General features: G+C 43.8%; 21 protein-coding genes. 9 read left to right on the top strand and 12 right to left on the bottom strand.

Annotation, left to right across the window (positions count from 1 at the left end):
• Window positions 1-659: 659 nt before the first annotated feature.
• The 7 genes from QWZ04_RS20335 to QWZ04_RS20365 form a co-directional block, all read right to left on the bottom strand.
• Window positions 660-1,790 carry a flagellin gene (locus QWZ04_RS20335; protein ID WP_290330082.1) on the bottom strand — a complete coding sequence of 377 codons (1,131 nt, stop codon included), beginning with the start codon at window positions 1,788-1,790 and terminating at the stop codon, window positions 660-662.
• 302 nt (window positions 1,791-2,092) lie between these two features.
• Window positions 2,093-3,226, bottom strand: a complete 1,134-nt coding sequence (locus QWZ04_RS20340; protein ID WP_102522747.1) for a flagellin — start codon at window positions 3,224-3,226, stop codon at window positions 2,093-2,095.
• A 239-nt stretch (window positions 3,227-3,465) separates the two neighbouring features.
• Window positions 3,466-4,599: a flagellin gene (locus QWZ04_RS20345; RefSeq protein ID WP_290330083.1), complete on the bottom strand. Its 1,134-nt coding sequence runs from the start codon at window positions 4,597-4,599 to the stop codon at window positions 3,466-3,468.
• A gap of 307 nt (window positions 4,600-4,906) precedes the next feature.
• Window positions 4,907-6,040 (bottom strand): flagellin, encoded by a 1,134-nt coding sequence (locus tag QWZ04_RS20350; RefSeq protein WP_290330084.1) that lies wholly within the window; start codon window positions 6,038-6,040, stop codon window positions 4,907-4,909.
• Between the two features lie 391 nt (window positions 6,041-6,431).
• Window positions 6,432-7,565, bottom strand: coding sequence for a flagellin (locus QWZ04_RS20355; protein WP_290330085.1), 1,134 nt, complete (start codon window positions 7,563-7,565; stop codon window positions 6,432-6,434).
• Window positions 7,566-7,705: 140 nt separating this feature from the next.
• Window positions 7,706-8,605 carry a Dyp-type peroxidase gene (locus QWZ04_RS20360; protein WP_290330086.1) on the bottom strand — a complete coding sequence of 300 codons (900 nt, stop codon included), beginning with the start codon at window positions 8,603-8,605 and terminating at the stop codon, window positions 7,706-7,708.
• 82 nt (window positions 8,606-8,687) lie between these two features.
• Entirely contained in the window at window positions 8,688-9,146 is a 459-nt protein-coding gene (locus QWZ04_RS20365) for a DUF2919 domain-containing protein (protein WP_290330087.1), read from the bottom strand.
• 63 nt (window positions 9,147-9,209) lie between these two features.
• On the opposite strand from QWZ04_RS20365, the gene QWZ04_RS20370 reads away from it, so the two are divergent.
• Complete coding sequence (locus tag QWZ04_RS20370) at window positions 9,210-9,560, top strand: DUF2956 domain-containing protein (protein WP_290330088.1); 351 nt, start codon at window positions 9,210-9,212, stop codon at window positions 9,558-9,560.
• Complete coding sequence (locus QWZ04_RS20375; RefSeq protein ID WP_290330089.1) at window positions 9,560-9,889, top strand: DUF4156 domain-containing protein; 330 nt, start codon at window positions 9,560-9,562, stop codon at window positions 9,887-9,889. The genes QWZ04_RS20370 and QWZ04_RS20375 overlap by 1 nt, the downstream gene beginning before the upstream one ends.
• Before the next feature lie 99 nt (window positions 9,890-9,988).
• On the opposite strand, the gene QWZ04_RS20380 is transcribed toward QWZ04_RS20375, so the two are convergent.
• Window positions 9,989-10,270, bottom strand: a complete 282-nt coding sequence (locus tag QWZ04_RS20380; protein ID WP_102522772.1) for a winged helix-turn-helix domain-containing protein — start codon at window positions 10,268-10,270, stop codon at window positions 9,989-9,991.
• A 334-nt stretch (window positions 10,271-10,604) separates the two neighbouring features.
• Here QWZ04_RS20380 and QWZ04_RS20385 point away from each other — a divergent pair, with 334 nt between their 5' ends.
• Genes QWZ04_RS20385 through QWZ04_RS20400 form a run of 4 tightly spaced genes read left to right on the top strand, consistent with a single transcriptional unit; the run spans window position 10,605 to window position 13,004 of the window.
• Window positions 10,605-10,952: an ArsC family reductase gene (locus tag QWZ04_RS20385; protein WP_290330090.1), complete on the top strand. Its 348-nt coding sequence runs from the start codon at window positions 10,605-10,607 to the stop codon at window positions 10,950-10,952.
• A 15-nt stretch (window positions 10,953-10,967) separates the two neighbouring features.
• Entirely contained in the window at window positions 10,968-12,104 is a 1,137-nt protein-coding gene (gene dapE / locus QWZ04_RS20390; RefSeq protein WP_290330091.1) for a succinyl-diaminopimelate desuccinylase, read from the top strand.
• 31 nt (window positions 12,105-12,135) lie between these two features.
• Window positions 12,136-12,825, top strand: coding sequence for a M15 family metallopeptidase (locus tag QWZ04_RS20395; protein ID WP_290330092.1), 690 nt, complete (start codon window positions 12,136-12,138; stop codon window positions 12,823-12,825).
• Window positions 12,813-13,004 carry a DUF2897 family protein gene (locus QWZ04_RS20400; protein WP_290330093.1) on the top strand — a complete coding sequence of 64 codons (192 nt, stop codon included), beginning with the start codon at window positions 12,813-12,815 and terminating at the stop codon, window positions 13,002-13,004. Before QWZ04_RS20395 ends, QWZ04_RS20400 begins: the two co-directional genes overlap by 13 nt.
• Before the next feature lie 49 nt (window positions 13,005-13,053).
• Here the strand turns inward: QWZ04_RS20400 and bamC are convergent, their stop codons facing one another.
• Together bamC and dapA are read right to left on the bottom strand one after the other, a co-directional pair.
• The gene (gene bamC / locus QWZ04_RS20405) at window positions 13,054-14,088 is read right to left on the bottom strand and encodes an outer membrane protein assembly factor BamC (RefSeq protein WP_290330094.1); all 1,035 of its coding nucleotides are present in this window, start codon (window positions 14,086-14,088) and stop codon (window positions 13,054-13,056) included.
• 49 nt (window positions 14,089-14,137) lie between these two features.
• Window positions 14,138-15,016, bottom strand: a complete 879-nt coding sequence (gene dapA / locus QWZ04_RS20410) for a 4-hydroxy-tetrahydrodipicolinate synthase (protein WP_290330143.1) — start codon at window positions 15,014-15,016, stop codon at window positions 14,138-14,140.
• Between the two features lie 234 nt (window positions 15,017-15,250).
• Here dapA and QWZ04_RS20415 point away from each other — a divergent pair, with 234 nt between their 5' ends.
• Window positions 15,251-15,793: a glycine cleavage system transcriptional repressor gene (locus tag QWZ04_RS20415; protein ID WP_290330095.1), complete on the top strand. Its 543-nt coding sequence runs from the start codon at window positions 15,251-15,253 to the stop codon at window positions 15,791-15,793.
• Between the two features lie 24 nt (window positions 15,794-15,817).
• On the top strand, window positions 15,818-16,285 hold the full coding sequence (gene bcp, locus QWZ04_RS20420) for a thioredoxin-dependent thiol peroxidase (RefSeq protein WP_290330096.1): 468 nt from the start codon (window positions 15,818-15,820) through the stop codon (window positions 16,283-16,285).
• Between the two features lie 82 nt (window positions 16,286-16,367).
• Here bcp and QWZ04_RS20425 read toward each other — a convergent pair whose 3' ends face one another.
• Both QWZ04_RS20425 and QWZ04_RS20430 read right to left on the bottom strand, forming a co-directional pair.
• The gene (locus tag QWZ04_RS20425; protein ID WP_290330097.1) at window positions 16,368-17,450 is read right to left on the bottom strand and encodes an AI-2E family transporter; all 1,083 of its coding nucleotides are present in this window, start codon (window positions 17,448-17,450) and stop codon (window positions 16,368-16,370) included.
• The gene (locus QWZ04_RS20430; RefSeq protein ID WP_290330098.1) at window positions 17,443-17,682 is read right to left on the bottom strand and encodes a sulfurtransferase TusA family protein; all 240 of its coding nucleotides are present in this window, start codon (window positions 17,680-17,682) and stop codon (window positions 17,443-17,445) included. The genes QWZ04_RS20425 and QWZ04_RS20430 overlap by 8 nt, the downstream gene beginning before the upstream one ends.
• Before the next feature lie 272 nt (window positions 17,683-17,954).
• Here QWZ04_RS20430 and bepA point away from each other — a divergent pair, with 272 nt between their 5' ends.
• Entirely contained in the window at window positions 17,955-19,412 is a 1,458-nt protein-coding gene (gene bepA, locus QWZ04_RS20435) for a beta-barrel assembly-enhancing protease (protein WP_290330099.1), read from the top strand.
• Window positions 19,413-19,418 lie beyond the last annotated feature (6 nt).

Raw genomic sequence — 19,418 nt, forward strand, 5'->3', positions numbered from 1 at the left:
CAAGACAGTAATGGGTGGGTTAGGCATTTAGGCAGCTAAAAAACGCTGGCCTTATTACCCAAGTAGCAATAAGTTAAGGAACACAAATTCACTTGTGCTGCTAAACAATGATCTAGTTACGCCAGCTCACAAACAATGGATCTTTGATCCAGTTTTAAGTAGATGCACAGATATGACGTAGATAGCATTGGTCACTCTACGATTAATGCGTTCAGCAAATCCTAGAAGCCCGAAATACTCGTCTTACCTCAACTGGCCCTGTATATAATGTGTCTACCTGCACCATTCGTGCTCGATATCATGACACCTATATTTAGGTAACCTCTAATGTTGAATTGCACACCCCTAACGTTATGTATGGGACGCTTAAATTTACTTAGTTCACTGTTATCTCCTGGTTTATTGCTACTTGTCGCAAAATACAGAACCTGATGGCATTCGATCTGCCTAAGTTCTGTTTTAAGTATGTTGGTTATTAGCGCTATACCTAGTGCCAATAACCAATGTACCTATTACGCATCTATTCAAGGCGACTACATACGCTCTATTACATTCGCTCTATAAAATAGACTCGAATGAGTGCGGCGGCATAAATACCCAGTATGTGTCACCGACGACTTGAATCTTGGGTGCAGTGACCTGCACCCTAGCTATGTCTGTTAACCTAGTAAGCTCATTGCCGCGTTCGGTGCTTGTTTTGCTTGAGCCAAAATTGACGTCGATGCTTGCTGTAATATCTGAGACTTAGTCATAGACGTTGTTTCAGAGGCAAAATCGGTATCTTTGATTCGGCTCTTAGAGGCATTCACGTTTTCATTAATGTTATCTAAGTTACTGATTGCATGTTCGAAACGATTTTGAAACGCACCTAATTCTGCTCGGTGGCTATCTACGTACTTCAGCGCAGCATCAACGATGGCGACGGATTCTTGTGCGCCCGCGACGGAGGTGACATCAATGGTATCCACGGTTACATCTTGACCTGGGTTCATATTCAACTCACCCGCTAGACCACCAGCAAAAGTCACGTCACCTTGTACTTTGTTATTACCAGCAAACACTTGTAAGTTGCCATCATCACCTACAGAAGCTTTCACCAGGTCTGTTTGGCCGTTGATGTAGGTTGCTAGCTCTTCTATGTCATCACCTTGCTTGGCGGTGATATTAAGCGTCTGATCCACACCTGCACTGTCTTTTAATGTGATGGTCAAGTCAGAAGCGGCTGGGACTGTCCAGTCTTTGTCTTTTGCATTCGCTGCCTGGTAACTTTTACCACCCATCATGGTGTTGTCACTGCGCATGTCTTTTAGGCTCAGCATTACCGCTTCACCGTTATCTGCGCCGATCTGAAAGGATGCTGTACCAAACGTGCCGTTAAGTAGGCGGTTACCACCAAACGAAGTCGTTTCTGCAATTCGATTCAACTCATCATTTAGAGCCGTTACTTCTTCTTGAATTGCGGTACGCTCTGATTTTGAGTTCGAACCATTCGATGACTGCAGCGACAAATCACGCATACGTTGTAGGATATTGGTGGTTTCATTCATCGCACCTTCAGCGGTTTGAGCGATAGAAACACCATCATTGGCATTTCGTACGGCGACATCAAGGCCACGACTTTGTACATTCAAGCGATTCGAAATTTGCAAACCCGCAGCGTCATCTTTTGCACTGTTGATCTTAGAACCTGATGAAAGACGTTCCATTGAAGTGGTTAAATCGCTCGATGCGTTATTCAAGTGACGTTGTGCTGTCATTGCTGAAACGTTTGTATTTACTGTCATGCCCATAATGAATTCTCCAATTGATTTTCCGTTGTAGCGGCTCCCGCTCATTGCGGAAAACCAAGTTGCTGTGTTTGTCTTCGTTAATTAATTTAACGGCTCACAACGGTTTTTCTTTAATGAAAATACTACTTTTTTAGGCAAAATAACGCCCTAACAACAAAAGTGTTAGCCAAGGCTTATTTAAACAAGTTAATTACAACAATAACTCAAGATTACTGACACATTGCCGATGAGTTTTGTCTTTAACTATTTCGTCATACGATCAGAAAAACTCACCCATAATGGTGAGTCAGACTGATTTATCGTTAACCTAGCAGGCTCATTGCTGCATTAGGGGCTTGCTTCGCTTGCGCCAAAATAGACGTCGACGCTTGTTGTAGAATTTGAGATTTCGTCATCGATGTGGTTTCTGATGCAAAATCGGTATCTTTGATACGACTCTTAGATGCATTCACGTTTTCATTAATGTTATCTAAGTTACTGATTGCGTGATCGAAACGGTTTTGGAAAGCACCCAGTTCTGCACGGTGGCTGTCTACGTATTTTAGTGCCGCATCAACGATGGCGACCGACTCTTGTGCTCCACCAACAGACGTAACATCAATGGTGTCGACAGTAACGTTACCGCTCTTTGCCAGGCCTAAGTCTGAAGATAGCGAACCGGTAAACTCTACGTCGCCGGCCACTTTGTTATTGCCCGCAAAAACTTGCAGTTTACCTTCTTCATTTACTGACGCTTTTACCATGTCAGTTTGACCGTTAATGTAAGTTGCTAGCTCTTCTACGTCATCGCCTTCTTTGGCCGTAATAGAGAAAGTTTGCTCGACACCTGTGTTGTCTGTCAGCTTAACGTCCAGTTGGTTTTTACCTGTTTCAACGGTCCAATCTTTGTCTTTTGCATTAGCGGCTTGATAGCTTGTGCCGCCCATTTTAGAGTTATCACTGCGCATATCTTTCAAGCTAAGCATAACTGCCTCACCATTATCTGCGCCGATTTGGAACGAAGCAGTGCCAAACGTGCCGTTAAGTAGCTTGTTACCACCAAAAGATGTCGTTTCAGCAATTCGATTTAATTCATCGTTCAGTGCCGTTACTTCTTCTTGTATTGCCGTACGCTCTGATTTGGAGTTTGAACCATTTGATGATTGCAAAGACAAGTCACGCATACGTTGTAAGATATTCGTTGTTTCATTCATTGCACCTTCAGCCGTCTGTGCAATGGAAATACCATCGTTGGCATTTCGAACAGCAACATCAAGGCCACGACTTTGAACATTCAAACGATTGGAAATTTGCAGACCGGCCGCATCATCTTTTGCGCTATTGATTTTCGACCCAGATGACAAACGCTCCATTGAAGTCGTTAGGTCACTTGATGCGTTGTTAAGGTGGCGCTGTGCCGTCATTGCCGATACGTTTGTGTTTACTGTCATGCCCATTGTATTGCTCCAATTGATTTTCTGTGTTGCGCTTTCCGCCGTCACGGAAAACCAAGTAGTTGTGTCTCTCTCAGTTACTTAATTTAACGGCACCACTTTCTAGATCTTTAGTACTTTTATGCAAAAAAGTTAACTTTTTAATTAGAGCATCAATTTATGCTAGTTTATTAGGCCCTATACGTAAAAAAGGGACGCATAAGCATCCCTTTTTGAAACTTTAACAATTAGCTCAGTAGGTTTTATCCTAATAGACTCATTGCTGCATTTGGTGCTTGTTTCGCTTGCGCCAAAATTGACGTTGATGCTTGTTGTAGAATTTGTGATTTCGTCATTGAGGTTGTCTCAGAAGCAAAGTCGGTATCTTTGATTCGGCTCTTAGAGGCATTCACATTCTCGTTAATGTTATCTAAGTTGCTTATCGCATGGTCGAACCTGTTTTGGAATGCACCCAATTCTGCTCGGTGACTATCTACATACTTAAGTGCCGCATCAACAATCGCAACCGACTCTTGAGCACCTGCAACACTTGTTACATCAATAGTATCGACGGTAACGCTTTTCGCAGCTCCGATACTCAGGTCTCCAGCCAAAGCGCCACCAAAGGTCACGTCACCCGTGACTTTGTTATTGCCAGCAAAGACTTGTAGTGCACCATCATCGCCAACAGACGCTTTCACAAGATCGGTCTGACCGTTAATGTAAGTGGCAAGTTCCTCTATATCATCTCCGCCTTTGGCGTTGATGGTTAAGTTCTGAGCCGCGCCTGAAGCGTCTGTAAGTGCAATAGTTAAATCTGATGCTGCAGGGTCTACCGTCCAATCTTTGTCTTTCGCATTCGCAGCCTGGTAACTTTTACCACCCATCATTTCATTATCAGAGCGCATGTCTTTAATGCTTAACATAACGGCTTCACCGTTATCTGCACCGATTTGGAAAGATGAAGTACCGAATGTACCGTTAAGTAAGCGGTTACCACCAAAAGAGGTTGTTTCTGCAATACGATTCAATTCATCGTTTAATGCCGTTACTTCTTCTTGAATCGCGGTACGCTCAGATTTAGAGTTAGAACCATTCGCTGATTGCAAAGACAAGTCACGCATACGCTGTAGTATGTTGGTGGTCTCGTTCATTGCGCCTTCAGCGGTTTGTGCCATAGAGATACCATCGTTGGCGTTACGTACTGCTACACCTAAACCACGGCTTTGTACGTTCAAGCGGTTAGAAATTTGCAAACCCGCTGCGTCGTCTTTAGCACTGTTGATTTTAGAACCCGAAGACAAACGTTCCATAGAAGTCGTTAAGTCACTCGATGCGTTATTTAAATGACGCTGTGCTGTCATTGCTGATACGTTTGTGTTTACTGTCATACCCATGATGATATCTCCAATTGATTTTCCGATGTTGCGGTTTCCGCCGTCGCGGAAAACCAAATTGTTGTTGCTCTCTCTGTTACTTAATGTAACGGCGCCCCCTAATAAACCTTTAACTAAACGGGCCACTTTTTTAATAAAAAATACATATTCAAACGGTTAAATGATCCTCGTCACCCTATTCGTAAAAGTTTGTATTTTTACGCTAAAGTTCCGTAATAAAGCGCCGATACCTTTTCTTCGTTCAAAAAAAAGAGCCCAAATAAGGCTCTTTCTCTATTCAACACTTTATCTTTATAAGGCGTTATATCTAGCCTAACAAGCTCATGGCAGCATTCGGTGCTTGCTTCGCTTGAGCCAAAATAGAAGTAGACGCTTGTTGTAAAATCTGAGACTTAGTCATAGACGTCGTTTCTTTAGCAAAGTCAGTATCTTTAATGCGGCTCTTAGAGGCATTCACATTCTCATTAATGTTATCTAAGTTGCTGATAGCATGTTCGAAACGGTTTTGGAACGCGCCTAATTCAGCACGGTGGCTATCGACATACTTAAGTGCGGCATCAACGATAGCTACGGACTCTTGTGCTCCACCAACAGAAGTTACATCAATGCTATCAACCGTTACATCACCACTTTTTGCCAGGCCTAGATCTGACGTCAGTGAACCACTGAACTCTACATCGCCCGCAACTTTGTTGTTACCAGCAAATACTTGTAGCTTGCCCTCTTCATTTACTGACGCTTTTACCATGTCAGTTTGACCATTGATGTACGTTGCTAATTCTTCTACATCATCGCCTTCTTTAGCAGTGATAGAAAACGTCTGCTCGACACCCGCGTTGTCTGTCAGCTTAACATCCAATTGGTTCTTGCCAGCTTCGACTGTCCAGTCTTTGTCTTTTGCATTTGCTGCCTGGTAGCTAGAGCCACCCATTTGATCGTTATCACTGCGCATGTCTTTTAACGTTAGCATGACTGCTTCACCGTTATCTGCACCAATTTGGAATGACGCGGTGCCGTATGTGCCGTTAAGAAGTTTATTGCCACCGAACGAGGTGGTTTCTGCAATTCGGTTTAATTCATCATTAAGTGCAGTGACTTCTTCTTGAATCGCCACACGCTCTGATTTAGAGTTCGAGCCGTTTGATGATTGCAATGAAAGATCACGCATACGCTGTAGAATGTTCGTCGTTTCATTCATTGCACCTTCAGCAGTTTGTGCAATTGAAATACCATCGTTGGCGTTACGTACAGCAACATCAAGGCCACGGCTTTGAACATTTAAGCGGTTAGAGATTTGCAGGCCAGCTGCATCATCTTTTGCACTGTTGATTTTTGAGCCAGATGACAGTCTTTCCATTGATGTCGTTAAATCATTCGATGCGTTGTTAAGGTGACGCTGCGCGGTCATCGCTGATACGTTGGTGTTTACTGTCATGCCCATGATGAATTCTCCAATTGATTTTTCGTACTGCGGCTTTCGCCGTCGCGAAAAACCAAGTTGATTTATTTAAGTTATTCTTAGTAACGACACCAATTCCAATTCCTTTAGCCATTATCCTAAATAAATTCACTTTAGTGGCTTAAGTGGCCATTTTTTCACCAAGTGGTTATTTTTCGACATTTTCCGCTAAAGTGTTTTAACTCACCGCCGATACAGATTTCTTTTTTATCTAGTAAAGCCTTTTAAATAAAGGGATTTTAACCAATAGAAACAAGAAATATGAAATGAAAAATCAATAATTGAGCGGGTTATTATTTGCACATAATAAGCAACAAGATATATATAAATCGTTATTTTAGGTCTTTTGTCTATGAAAATAGAGAGGAAGGAGTTAACCGAGTAACGTAAGGGCCATATTTGGCGTTTGCTTCGCTTGAGCAAGAATACTGGTGCTGACTTGTTGTAGGATTTGCTGCTTGATCATATTAACCGACTCTTTGGCAAAATCGGTGTCTTTTATTCGGCTGTTAGAAGCCGCTAGGTTTTCGTTGATGTTATCTAGGTTATTAATGGCATGATCAAAACGGTTTTGAAACGCCCCTAACTCTGCTCGATGGCTATCAACAAAACCGAGTGCGCTATCGATGATAGATACGGCACGTTGCGCCCCACCCACATCGGTTATTTGAATATCATTGACGGTTTCTAGCTTAGGCCCTGACATACTCAGCTCTGCGGCCAGTTCTCCCGAGAAACTCAAGCCGCTGGCGACTTCGTTGCTGCTCGCAAAAACTTGTAGTTGCCCTTTTTCATTAACCGAAGCAGAGATTTCATCTGTTTGACCATTAATGTACGTGGCTAACTCTTCTATATCATCACCAACTTTAGCACTGATATTTAGAGATACGGCCTGGCCATTAGAGTCTGTAAAACCAATATTAAACTGATTGTTACCATCACTGACCGTCCATGACTTGTCCGCCATGCTTTGAGCTATATAGCTAACCCCGCCCATCGCTAAAGTATCAGAGCGCATGCTCTTAATACCGACCATGACTGATTCACCGGCGCTGGCACCAATCTGGAATGATGCATCACCATATGAACCGTTAAGTAACTTTTGGCCGCCAAAAGAAGTCGTTTCTGCTATCCGATTTAACTCGTCATTTAAGGCCGACATTTCTTCTTGAAGTGCTGTCCGCTCAGCACTACTGTTTGAGCCGTTTGAAGACTGTAATGACAAATCTCGCATCCGTTGCAGGATATTAGTGGTTTCTTTCATTGCCCCTTCAGCGGTCTGCATGATGGATATACCATCATTGGCGTTACGTACCGCTACATCCAATCCTCGCATTTGAGTTTCGAGCCGATTCGATATTTGCAGGCCTGCGGCGTCATCCTTTGCTCCATTAATACGGCTCCCTGAAGCGAGTCGCTCCAAGGATTGGTTCAATGCACTGGTCGCTTGGCCTAAATTTCTTTGGGCCACCAGAGCTGGAACATTAGTATTAACAGTAACTGCCATCGTGCTCGCTTTTTAGTAAATACGGATGTAGTAAAAAAATGGTTATCAGCTTAATAACGGCTGAGTACTCGAATACTTAAATGGAAAACAAAAAAAACCTCACTTATATGAAGTGAGGTTTTTAAAATATGAAGCTGATATTAGATCGTGGTGGCTTCTAGCATCTCAGGAGAAGGCGAAAAGAAATACGCTCCTGTAACCGCTTTGGTAAAGCGCAGTAACTGATCTGACTGTCCATCGGTTACGCCATACATGCTTTCCAGCATTGCAGTAAAGTTGTGTACCGTGTTGCAATAAGCGATAAACAACAAGCCATGCTCACCAGACACCGTGCCATAAGGCAAGCTGTGACGCACTATTTTCAAGCCCTTGCCGTCTTCTTTAATATCTACACGGCCAACATGGGATGCAGCTGGCACATCATCTAGTTCAATCGAGTCTGGCTTTGTACGGCCAATGATTTTCTCTTGTGCTTGAACAGACATGTCGTTCCAAGCTGGAAGTGTATGAATGAAACGCTGCACCATTACGTAACTGCCACCAGCGAAAGCGCCATCGTTGATGTACGCCACTTCTGCTCGCTGTTCACCTTTTGGGTTTTCAGTTCCGTCAACAAAATCGGTCATATCGCGGCTATCCAAGTAACGGTAACCATAAGTTTCATCCACCACGTTTACGTAAGCCTCAACGTTAGTGAGCAGTTTACGTAGTAAGTAAAAGTGCAAATCATGACGATTGGAGTGACAATGCAATAAAACGTCGACGTCTGTACTTGGTGCGTGAATGTCACCCTCACCTAACTCAGGAAACACGATCAACTCGCATGGCATGGCTTGGTTCGTTTCGGCCCAAAAACCATGACTGAATGCTAAGTGTACTTTTAGGTTTGCGTCTGGCTGTTGTTGGTTTAATTCGGCAACTAATGATGGCAACGTTTTCAATTGCTCTAACACCTGGCTATGCGAAGCCGTGATTTTTAGCTGTACGTACAATGCAAATGGACCGGCATCTGCTGTAATCGCAGACAGTGAATTCGACATAACACCCTCACTTTTTTAGCGACAATTGAGATATCATCGCCATTTATTATATGTATAGATTCCTGATAATGATGAACTATTATCAATCCAGATGCTTTGCTCGTAAACAAGTTTTCACTCGCTTGCTTTGCAAAAGAAACAAGATGAACCACACCAGTATTACCGCTGAAATTGAGTGTGCCCAACTAAAACGATGACCACTTAATATTATCTGATAAATCACCAATCCAAGTTGACTGACGGTAATCAGTAAAGAAAATTCACGAGCATAGGTCATGATACGATTAATGATAGGCCGTTTTGCATCACGTAGCCCTATAAGCCACATCATAATAATGGAGGGCAACCCCATGCCTAAACCGATATACAAGGTTTCCCTTACTGGATAGATTATCTCTAGTAGCTTCCCACCCGACTCTCGGCTAACACCCGCGACAACAAAGACCACCCAAGCTTTTGCCAAGAAGACCCAGCCTAACCACAGCCACACTGGCACTTTCAAAAAACCATGTTTATCATAGTGCTCAATAGGATAACGCACCCTTACCTCTTCAATTGGAAAAATGATAAGCTGTCATCAAAGCACACTAAGGCAAGACACGCAATGAATCAGAAAAAAGTGATACCGTCTGAGCAAACTCAAGTTGAGGCCATGAAAATCGCCAAGGCAACTCAAAAGCAAGGCCAAACAAAAGAGCAAACCAAACTGGTGGCTCAGGGCATTGAAAAAGGCATTGCGCTGTATAAGAAACAGCAAAAAGAGAAGCAACGCCAAGCCGACCGAGCAAAAAAGAAAGAGCGGAAATATAAACAGACTGAATCTCTCGAAGTGACTTCAGATACAGCTAGCACTCCAGAAAGTAATCCGTCACAACCAACTCAGTGGTTACCTTGGTGTTTATTAATCGTTAGCTGGATTGGCTTTGTCGCTTACACAACGCTAGGTATTCAGTAATGAAATCCATCCTAACGATTACATTATTAGTTTTACTCGCGGGGTGCACCTCACCGCGCAACCTGCTTGATGATGAGGCTCGCTTAGTTGAGATACATAAGAGCAATCAAAATATGATTGATCAATGTGAATACTTGGGGGAGGTTATTGGAAGCGAGGGGCATTGGTATAGTTTTTTTCTATTCGGCAATGATGCCTTAATGCAAGGTGCAATTAATAGCTTAAAGAATAAGGCACATATATTAGGGGCTAACACCATACTCCTCTCAGAACCACAAACATTCGCCACATCCGTCACGTTATTAGGAACGGCATATCAATGCGAGTAGTGATCAACAAACATGGTAAATCAGAGACGAAAAGAGCCAGCAATGGCTGGCTCTGCGATACATCAATTGCGCTAAATTGAGTGTGATTTGAGGTGTATGTTAAAAACCTAACGTGGTTGCTATATCACCTCGGCGGTCCAGCACCCACTGGCAATCAAATGGCCCCCAATCTGAAAGCTGATAATACCCATCGTTGTGACGCCTACCATCTTGGATAAACATCAGTTCAATCCCTAATCCGGGCAATGCCTTCAACACATCTTGAATGGTTCTACGCGGCCATCCAGTTTTTTCAATAAGTTTCGGGACGTTTGGTCTTTCAAGACTTTCAACCAAAAGGGCTAAATACAAGCGCCTCGCAAACACAGGATTCAATTCCATTGATACCTCCTAAAGCTGTGCGCCTCCATTATTTATGTTCTAGCACATGAGATGTTGCGTTTGATCAACTTTGTTCTATTTGCACCATAATTAACCAATTAAATCGGCTAAACATGTCAATTTAGGTGGATATATTGATATTTAGTTACAAAGTATGACCGATATTTTTCGAGCAAATACCCCAATTAGTTATGATAAAACGCTTCACCTATATAATTCCGCCTGCCGGCTATAAATAGACATCACTTCATGTCACGCTCAACCAATACCTTTCTCCTTGCTCCCAACGCCTAACCTGTTAGGATTTACTCTTCAGTTTTTAAAAGGAACACCCATGACTATCACCATGTATGGTATCCCCAACTGCGACACAATAAAAAAAGCCAAAAAATGGCTACAAGCAGAAGAAATCGCATTTGAATTTCACGATTACCGTAAGCAAGGTATCGACAAGTCACTGGTCGAGACGTTCTGTGACAAGCTAGGTTGGGAGTTGGTACTCAACAAACGCGGCACCACTTACCGAGCGTTAAGCCAAGAACAAAAAGACTCACTAAATGAAGACTCTGCCATTGCATTATTGGTTGAACACTCAGCCATGATCAAACGCCCTATTTTAGTGGTTGATGGTAACTATCATATTGGATTTAAAGCTGATCAATACTCAGCCATATTTAGCTAACAAGGAACATCAAGGATGACAGACAGCCCGGTATTGGCACTTGCCAAAGATCTTATTAGCCGCCGCTCAGTAACACCGGAAGACGCAGGTTGCCAAGAATTAATGATCAAACGATTAGAGGCCATTGGCTTTAAGATCGAAATCATGGAATTTGAAGATACACTCAACTTTTGGGCTCGCCGTGGCACAGAAGCCCCATTGTTTGCCTTTGCAGGCCATACAGACGTTGTACCGTCTGGCGACGAAAGCCATTGGCACACCAAGCCGTTTGAGCCCACCATCATAGAAGATCACCTACATGGTCGTGGTGCTGCTGATATGAAAGGCTCGTTGGCTTGTATCATCGTAGCACTTGAGCGTTTCATTGCTGAACACCCTGATCACCAAGGTTCCATAGGCATGCTCATTACTTCTGATGAAGAGGGGCCATTTATCAATGGCACCACTCGAGTGGTCGATACGCTGATGGCCCGTGGTGAAAACATCGATATGTGTATCGTGGGCGAACCATCAAGTACCCATCACGTTGGTGATGTGGTTAAAAATGGCCGCAGAGGATCCATAACAGGTGATCTGAAAGTGAAAGGCGTGCAAGGTCACGTTGCTTACCCACATATAGCAATCAACCCTGTACACCTGTCTTTATCGGCACTGGCAGAGCTTGCCTCAACCAAATGGGATGACGGTAACGAATTTTTCCCTCCGACTAGCTTCCAAATTCCTAACCTACACGCAGGCACAGGCGCATCTAATGTGATCCCTGGTGAATTCAATGTTCAGTTTAATTTTCGTTTCAGCACTGAACTGACCGACACTGAAATCAAACGCCGCGTACATTCCATTCTTGACTCATATGGGTTTGAGTATGATCTAAAATGGACGTTAAGTGGTCAGCCTTTCCTAACAGGTACTGGTAAATTACTTGAAGCGGTTGTAGAAGCAGTAGCGGAAGTTAATCATCAACAACCAGAACTGCTGACCACTGGCGGCACATCTGATGGTCGTTTCATCGCGAAAATGGGCGGGCAAGTGATAGAGCTTGGTCCGGTCAATGCCACGATTCACAAAGTCAACGAATGCGTAAGTGTTGCAGACTTAGAGAAGCTAACTGACATGTACCAAAAAACGGTCGAAAAGCTGCTCACAAAATAATGCGATAAATCCGAATTAATCGAGAAACAAGATGAATCCCGAACAACTCACCGGCAAATCTGTGGGGCATTTGATAGAAGTATCAACCGCTACTCAAACGTTATCGCTTCATCACCAAATGAAGCAGGCTTGGCTATCGTTGTACAATAAGGCCAAGCAAGATGGGTTTGAGTTATGTATTGCCAGTGGCTTTCGGGATTTTTCACGTCAACGCGCAATTTGGAACGGAAAATTTAGTGGCGAGAGGGTGATTCTTAGTGGTAATGGACAGCCGCTCGACGCTGAAAAGCTAACGGATAATGAAAAAATGTCGGCCATTCTCAAATGGTCTGCCCTGCCAGGCGCTAGCCGTCACCATTGGGGCTGCGATATTGATGTTTATGCCAAAGACAGGCTTCCCAATGACACTCGGCTCATGCTTGAACCATGGGAGTACGATAGCGGTCACCAACAAGAATTCAACGACTGGATGCAACACGCATTACCTGAGTTTGATTTTTTCTTGCCATACGATGTATTTAGAGGTGGTGTTGCCGCAGAGCCTTGGCACATCAGCTATGCACCTGTTTCAGTAGCGGCTATCGAGTTATTAACGCCTGACATCATTCACACGGCATTAATCGCTGATCCCATTTTAGGGCAACAAAGCGTGCTAAGCTGCTTAGATGATATATACCGAACCTACGTTACTAATATAGGAGACACACAATGGAATTCTTAACCAACCCTTGGGTTATCACAATTATCGTGTTGGCGGTGATCATCGGCAATATTATGGCGCTAAAATACACCGCAAAAATGAAATTTGATAAACCAACTCGAGCCTCACAAGATCTCGACCGTTTAAATGAACTAGATAAGCAAAGCCGCGATCGCGAAGCTGAAGAGCAAAAAAAATAGGATACCTTTGAGTATCCTATTTATTATTTAAAGCACGCTAGCAGTCAAATCACTGCTTGTTTTCAGCGTTACGGTCAATCAGTGTCGCAATCACAGGCACCATTTCTGCAAGCACTTCTTCGCTTACTGGTTTACCTGATGAGTTAGTAATGTTCACCGATGTTCGGTTGTCTAAATCCCCCATTAGGAATTCAAACTTGCTGCCGCCCATGTCAAATGGTTTCACACCGACACTTTGCCAGAATTCGTCATTTGGCTCAGCATACTTGACCTTAATAACACCCTGAGACTGATTACGCTCTTCAACCTCAAAGCCCATTGTCGGTAGAACTTCTGGCATCAAACGCCACAATACATCGTATGGTGTACGAGCTATGATGACAGGTAAGCCACTACGATCTTTACCCATCGAAATAGGAATGTGCTTCACTAACTCTTCGGCACGTTTTTCCGCTTCTAAACGAAGATTTTGATCGTAGGCAGACATCACTAAGTTAGTCATTAGCGTGTTATATCTTGCACGGTTTGCCGTTGATACTGGCACGACTTTGTTGCCCTCACGCCAATCGATTAATTCGACTTTATAACCAAACCGACGATTTGCTTCAAAGCGCTCGATCTTATAACGAGAACCAAGTTCAACATCTTCATCTTTTGAATTCCAAGTTACCCAGTCGGTTTCGATAAGTGACTCTGTTTGAGTGCGAATCCCTGTGTTGTGATGTTCAATCATAGCCAGAGTGGTTTGCCACACTTTATCACTCTCTTCCTTTTTCACCAGCCAAAGCGTGATCAAGCCATCTTTTAGCTCAGTACGCGCACCAGGAATCAAAGACAGCACTTGCTGAGGTGGACGGATATCAACACTTTTACCTAGATCACCATGGAAATCGCCAGATGGGATGTCAAAGTCTGGGTAAAACTGTGGTGTTGCTTCTTCCGGAAGCACCATCTGTTGAAGTGATGGTGTTTCAAGGTAAGAGAAGTCGTCTTTGGCTTGTCGGCGATCCGATGGATCACTAGAACATGCACTTAGAACAAAAACAGCCAGTGAACCTGTCACTAGCTGAGCAGAAAGCTTCATCAGTACTCCTAATGCTTTCAAGGGGGGCAAGCCCCCTATTCAATATTTTCTAAATAATACCAGCGTCGGTCATTGCTTGACGAACCACAAGTTGAGCTTCTTCAGTTAGCTCGACTAACGGTAAACGTAAGCCACCGTGGGCAATCAAACCAAGCTGCAGCGTCACCCACTTAACTGGAATTGGACTCGCTTCGACAAACAAGTTTTTGTGTAACGTCATAATACGTTCATTGATGATTTCAGCTTCGGCAAAGTTACCCTCAGCAGCCAACCTAAACATATTCGCCATATCAGCAGCTGCAACATTTGAGGTCACAGAAATTACGCCTTGGCCACCAAGTTTCACAAACTCAAGACCCGTTGCATCATCACCACTTAGTAAGATGAAATCTTTGCCACAAAGTTCACGATGTTTTTCAATTCGTGACAGATCTCCCGTTGCGTCTTTAAGAGCAACGATTTTATCAAGCTTCGAAAGGCGAGCGACCGTATCAGGAAGTAGGTCTACCGCAGTACGCCCTGGTACGTTATAAAGAATGATAGGCACATCGCTGACTTCAGCAATGGCTTTATAATGTAGGTATAAGCCTTCTTGGGTTGGCTTATTGTAGTACGGCGTTACGCTTAGCACGGCAACAATGCCCGAACCTTGCAGTAATCGGCTGAACGTCACTGACTCATGAGTTGCATTTGCACCCGTGCCCGCGATAACAGGAATACGGCCATCAGCGTACTCAACTGTCTTTTGGACGACTTTGACATGCTCTTCAATCGTTAGTGTTGCAGACTCACCCGTTGTTCCAACAGCCACAAGTCCATCTGTGCCCGCAGCAACATGATATTCCACTAGTTTCTTCAGGCTATCGTAATCGACTTCACCTTCTTCATTAAATGGGGTAACTAGTGCAACCAAGCTTCCTGAAAACATGTCCATCTCCTTTTCAAATTCATCTTGCATGGTACTGTAACATCCTTTAGAAACACAAGCGTTCATGACCGCTTAGATGACAAACTCACGTCAATATTTGGCGTTGATAGCATTTCCTGTCCTATCTCGCTTTAAAAGGCACAAAGAAGTCGGCAATTATTCAAGCCTCTTAACTACCTATGCCAATTTCCTGTGCTACCATGCAAAATAACATCCACAAAAAAAATGCCTATCATGCCACAACATTTAGTGATTACTGCCGTTGGCGAAGACCGCCCAGGTATTAGCAATTGCGTTACCCATCTCGTCACCGAGGCTGGATGTAATATCATCGATAGTCGCATTGCGCTGTTTGGCAATGAATTCACCTTGATCATGCTACTTTCTGGCAACAACAATAGCATTGCACGAGTTGAAACCAGCTTACCGCTCATCAGCCAACAGCATGATTTAATCACGATTATGAAGCGCACCTCACCTCATACCGTCAGTGACAATGTGTATCGCGTAGAGGTGTTTGTTGAGTCAGAAGATAAACTAGGGCTCACTGAAAATTTCACAGAGTTCTTTGCAGAACGTGGCATTGGCATTTCGACTTTAAGTGCGCAAACAATCAGCAAATTGAAGCTCGACAAGAAACAGGATCAGTTTCATATTACTCTTGTGGCTGAAGTAAATAATGACTGTAACCTAATGCAGCTTGAAGAAGAATTTCAAAGCTTATGCAGCGAATTAGCAGTGCAAGGCTCACTTAATTTTATAAAAAACAGTCAATAAGCATAATAAAGAAAGGAAAGCTCAATGAATACCTTAACCGCAGGCACCCCAGCTCCGGCATTCTCACTTTTAGACCAAGATGGCAATACCGTTTCTCTCGCTGATTTCGCAGGTAAAAAAGTCCTCTTTTATTTCTACCCGAAAGCAATGACACCAGGTTGTACTGTGCAAGCTCAAGGGCTTCGTGACACCAAAGCAGAATTAGACGCCCACAATGTTGTGGTGCTTGGCGTAAGCATTGATCCGGTAAAACGTTTAGGCAAATTCATTGAGCGCGACCAACTCAACTTCACCCTGTTGTCTGATGAAGATCATGCAGCAGCAGATCAGTTCGGCGTTTGGGGCGAGAAAAAATTTATGGGGAAAATTTACGATGGATTGCATCGCATCAGCTTCCTCATCAATGAAGAAGGCGTTATTGAACATGTTTTCAATAAGTTTAAAACCAAAACCCACCATGAAGTGGTTTTGGATTACTTAAACCAAGCTTAAGCTTCGATAGCCAAAGTTTAAAACCAAAAACACCTCGTACTTGACGAGGTGTTTTTGTTTCAACAGTCTTCCAACAAGAAAGCTACTCTTGCGGCAGGTTTTCTTTGTCTGGTTTTACGCCGCCATCTGGTAGCGCGTTAATAACGGCTTTCACTAGCGTTGCTAATGGGATGGCAAAGAACACGCCCCAGAAACCCCATAACCCACCAAATACCAGTACGGCAACAATGATGGCTACTGGGTGCAAGTTTACCGCTTCAGAAAACAGTACGGGCACTAGTACGTTGCCATCTAAGGCTTGAATAATGCCGTATGCGATCAGCAAGTAATAAAATGGAGGAGTTAACCCCCACTGGAACAAACCGACAATCGCAACAGGTACGGTAACCGCTGCAGCACCGATGTATGGAATCAAAACAGACAAGCCCACAGCAACCGCAAGAAGTACGGAATAACGTAAATCCAGAATCGCGAATGTTACGTAGCTGACACTACCCACAATGAGGATTTCCATCACTTTGCCGCGAATGTAGTTCGAGATTTGAGTGTTCATCTCGCGCCATACTTTGGTCGCAAGGCGGCGATTTTGAGGTAAAAAACCACTGAGGATGTCCAACATCTCTTCTTTGTCTTTCAATAGGAAAAACACCAGAAGAGGCACAAGAATTAGGTAAATCGCGAGCGCGGCAATGCTGACTAAAGAAGCCAGTGAACCCTTAACAACCGTTTCGCCCATTCCCAGCGCTTTGGTTTTTGCTTTTTCAAAGATAGTTTCAACAATGTGCATATTGGCCAATTCAGGATAATGCTGTGGCAATGTTGATATGAATTTCTGCAATCCGTTATACATGTTCGGGATGTCGTTAACTAAGTTCCCGACCTGTGTCCAAATGGTTGGCACTAAACCAAATACGGCCAATAAAGCGAGGCCAAGGAAAACCAGCACCACAATTGGCACAGCAAAGCTGCGAGACACACCAAAACGGGCCAACTGATTAACAGGCCACTCTAGTAAGTAGGCTAAAACGATCGCCACTAATAGAGGGGTAATCAAGCCGCCGAAGAAATAAATAGTGGCAAAGCCAAACAACAGAATGGCGATCAAACTCACTGCGTGAGGATCAGAAAACCGGCGTTTATACCAACTGGTTACCATATCAAACATGGGGGGACTGTCTCTCTTTTTGAACGGTTAAAGTCGAAATTAAGTCACATTCTTCCAGCTGAACGGAAAAGGAGTGCGTTTGAAAGTATCGTACCATATCACGCAAAGATTGCTTATCAGTAACTAAGATAGAAGCGCGTTCGCCGTCTTGCATGTGAACACAGAAGCGCTTTGCTTTTAAAAGCGACATAGGGCAACGCTCTTCACATAAATTCAGTGTCCGGTCTTCCATTCTTTATCTCGGCGCTTATGATAATCGCAGCATTGTAATGCTTAACGGGTGATTGTTCTTCCTTTCATTAGCGAAACTTGCCATTATTTAGATAAATAATGTTGCGGTCGCCTTAATGTGACTGCGCAACAGCAGCAGACAACTCTTAAATCATTTATCATTAGAAACCATTACGCTCAAAATACCATAAAAAAGAAGAAACCATATCAGTGACTTGTAGTCCAAATAACGATGGTTCTCTATTAGAATAAAGCAGGGTACAACGAAACCTTATGTATAAACGCTCTCGTTCCACATTATGCTTATGTATTGCCGCACTTCTTAGCAGCCCGGTACAAGCTCAAGGTAGCCGTTACGAATTACCCGACATAGGGACTGCGGCAGCGTCAACGTTGACGATTGATCAAGAGCTCCGCTACGGCGATGCATACATGCGTATGTTGCGCTCAAGCCAGCCGATTGTTCATGACCCAGTGCTCAACGAATACATCAGTAATTTGGGGCATCAGCTTGTTGCTCACGCCAATGATGTGAAAACACCGTTCCACTTTTTCATGATCCAAGACCGCAACATCAACGCCTTTGCTTTTTTTGGTGGCTATGTTGCTCTGCACTCTGGGTTATTTCTCCATGCCAAGTCAGAAAGTGAACTAGCCTCCGTTGTCGCGCATGAAATCGCGCACGTAACACAACGCCATTTAGCTCGCGCGATGGAAGCGCAAGCAAACCGCTCCCCCGCAACCATGGCGGCGTTAGTTGGGTCATTATTGCTGGCAATTGCCTCACCACAAGCAGGTATCGCGGCCATTACCGCAACTCAAGCGGGGGCGATTCAAGGCCAAATAAACTACACCCGTTCAAATGAAAAAGAAGCCGACCGATTTGGCATTGTGACCATGTCTAAAGCAGGATTCGACCCTCATGATATGCCACGCTTCTTTGGCCGACTTGCCGACGAATTTCGTTATGCCAGTAAGCCGCCACCCATGTTGTTAACGCACCCATTACCAGAAGATCGTATTACCGACTCTCGAGCGCGAGCACAAAGCTACCCGCCTTTACGCCTTGGCCCCTCATTGGAGTACCACTTAGCTAAAGCTCGAATTGTAGCGCGTCATGCTGGAATTGATAGCGAAGCCGCTATCGACTGGATGGATCGTCGACTGAAAAAGGCTTCAACAGCCTTAGCACCGACCTACCGTTACGGTAAAGCCCTGGCTTACTTAGATACCAAGAAACTCGACAAAGCCGAACCCATCTTGTTGGAGTTGTTGAAAACAGAGCCCAATAACAATTTCTATTTAGACGCCATTGCAGATTTATACCTCTATAAAAAAGAGCATCAAACGGCCATCGACATTCTAGCCAAGGCGCTGGATAAGAAACCAAATAATCCGGTACTGACGATTAACTACGCTAACTTGCTCAATGAAAGCGATCAAGTCGATAAAGCGGTTCGTATTTTACAGCGCTATACCCATGACTACCCAGAAGACATTAACGGTTGGTCACTGTTAGCCGATGCCCATAAAAAATTGGATAACCCAGACGAAGAACTTGCCGCAAAAGGGGAGATATTTGCCCTAAGAGCAAACTGGACCAAAGCAATACAAAATTATAGCGAAGCCAGCCAACTGGTTGATTTAGGAAGTCTTAAACAAGCAAAATACGACGCAAGAATCGACCAATTAAGTGTCGAGCGCGATCGATTTTTTGCTCTTCAAAACTAGGAGAAA

The sequence above is a fragment of the Vibrio tapetis subsp. quintayensis genome (assembly GCF_030409945.1).
Taxonomy (GTDB): domain Bacteria; phylum Pseudomonadota; class Gammaproteobacteria; order Enterobacterales; family Vibrionaceae; genus Vibrio; species Vibrio quintayensis.

Bases quoted from the DNA above. Each gene is read 5' to 3' on its own strand.
- bamC (WP_290330094.1), bottom strand. From the start codon at position 14,088: ATGAAGCTTTCTGCTCAGCTAGTGACAGGTTCACTGGCTGTTTTTGTT.
- QWZ04_RS20350 (WP_290330084.1), bottom strand. From the start codon at position 6,040: ATGGGCATGACAGTAAACACCAACGTATCAGCGATGACCGCGCAGCGT.
- QWZ04_RS20400 (WP_290330093.1), top strand. From the start codon at position 12,813: ATGGAATTCTTAACCAACCCTTGGGTTATCACAATTATCGTGTTGGCG.
- QWZ04_RS20385 (WP_290330090.1), top strand. From the start codon at position 10,605: ATGACTATCACCATGTATGGTATCCCCAACTGCGACACAATAAAAAAA.
- bcp (WP_290330096.1), top strand. From the start codon at position 15,818: ATGAATACCTTAACCGCAGGCACCCCAGCTCCGGCATTCTCACTTTTA.
- QWZ04_RS20335 (WP_290330082.1), bottom strand. From the start codon at position 1,790: ATGGGCATGACAGTAAATACAAACGTTTCAGCAATGACAGCACAACGT.
- QWZ04_RS20375 (WP_290330089.1), top strand. From the start codon at position 9,560: ATGAAATCCATCCTAACGATTACATTATTAGTTTTACTCGCGGGGTGC.
- QWZ04_RS20395 (WP_290330092.1), top strand. From the start codon at position 12,136: ATGAATCCCGAACAACTCACCGGCAAATCTGTGGGGCATTTGATAGAA.
- QWZ04_RS20430 (WP_290330098.1), bottom strand. From the start codon at position 17,682: ATGGAAGACCGGACACTGAATTTATGTGAAGAGCGTTGCCCTATGTCG.
- QWZ04_RS20425 (WP_290330097.1), bottom strand. From the start codon at position 17,450: ATGTTTGATATGGTAACCAGTTGGTATAAACGCCGGTTTTCTGATCCT.
- QWZ04_RS20380 (WP_102522772.1), bottom strand. From the start codon at position 10,270: ATGGAATTGAATCCTGTGTTTGCGAGGCGCTTGTATTTAGCCCTTTTG.
- QWZ04_RS20415 (WP_290330095.1), top strand. From the start codon at position 15,251: ATGCCACAACATTTAGTGATTACTGCCGTTGGCGAAGACCGCCCAGGT.
- dapE (WP_290330091.1), top strand. From the start codon at position 10,968: ATGACAGACAGCCCGGTATTGGCACTTGCCAAAGATCTTATTAGCCGC.
- bepA (WP_290330099.1), top strand. From the start codon at position 17,955: ATGTATAAACGCTCTCGTTCCACATTATGCTTATGTATTGCCGCACTT.
- QWZ04_RS20360 (WP_290330086.1), bottom strand. From the start codon at position 8,605: ATGTCGAATTCACTGTCTGCGATTACAGCAGATGCCGGTCCATTTGCA.
- QWZ04_RS20345 (WP_290330083.1), bottom strand. From the start codon at position 4,599: ATGGGTATGACAGTAAACACAAACGTATCAGCAATGACAGCACAGCGT.
- dapA (WP_290330143.1), bottom strand. From the start codon at position 15,016: ATGTTTTCAGGAAGCTTGGTTGCACTAGTTACCCCATTTAATGAAGAA.
- QWZ04_RS20370 (WP_290330088.1), top strand. From the start codon at position 9,210: ATGAATCAGAAAAAAGTGATACCGTCTGAGCAAACTCAAGTTGAGGCC.
- QWZ04_RS20340 (WP_102522747.1), bottom strand. From the start codon at position 3,226: ATGGGCATGACAGTAAACACAAACGTATCGGCAATGACGGCACAGCGC.
- QWZ04_RS20355 (WP_290330085.1), bottom strand. From the start codon at position 7,565: ATGGCAGTTACTGTTAATACTAATGTTCCAGCTCTGGTGGCCCAAAGA.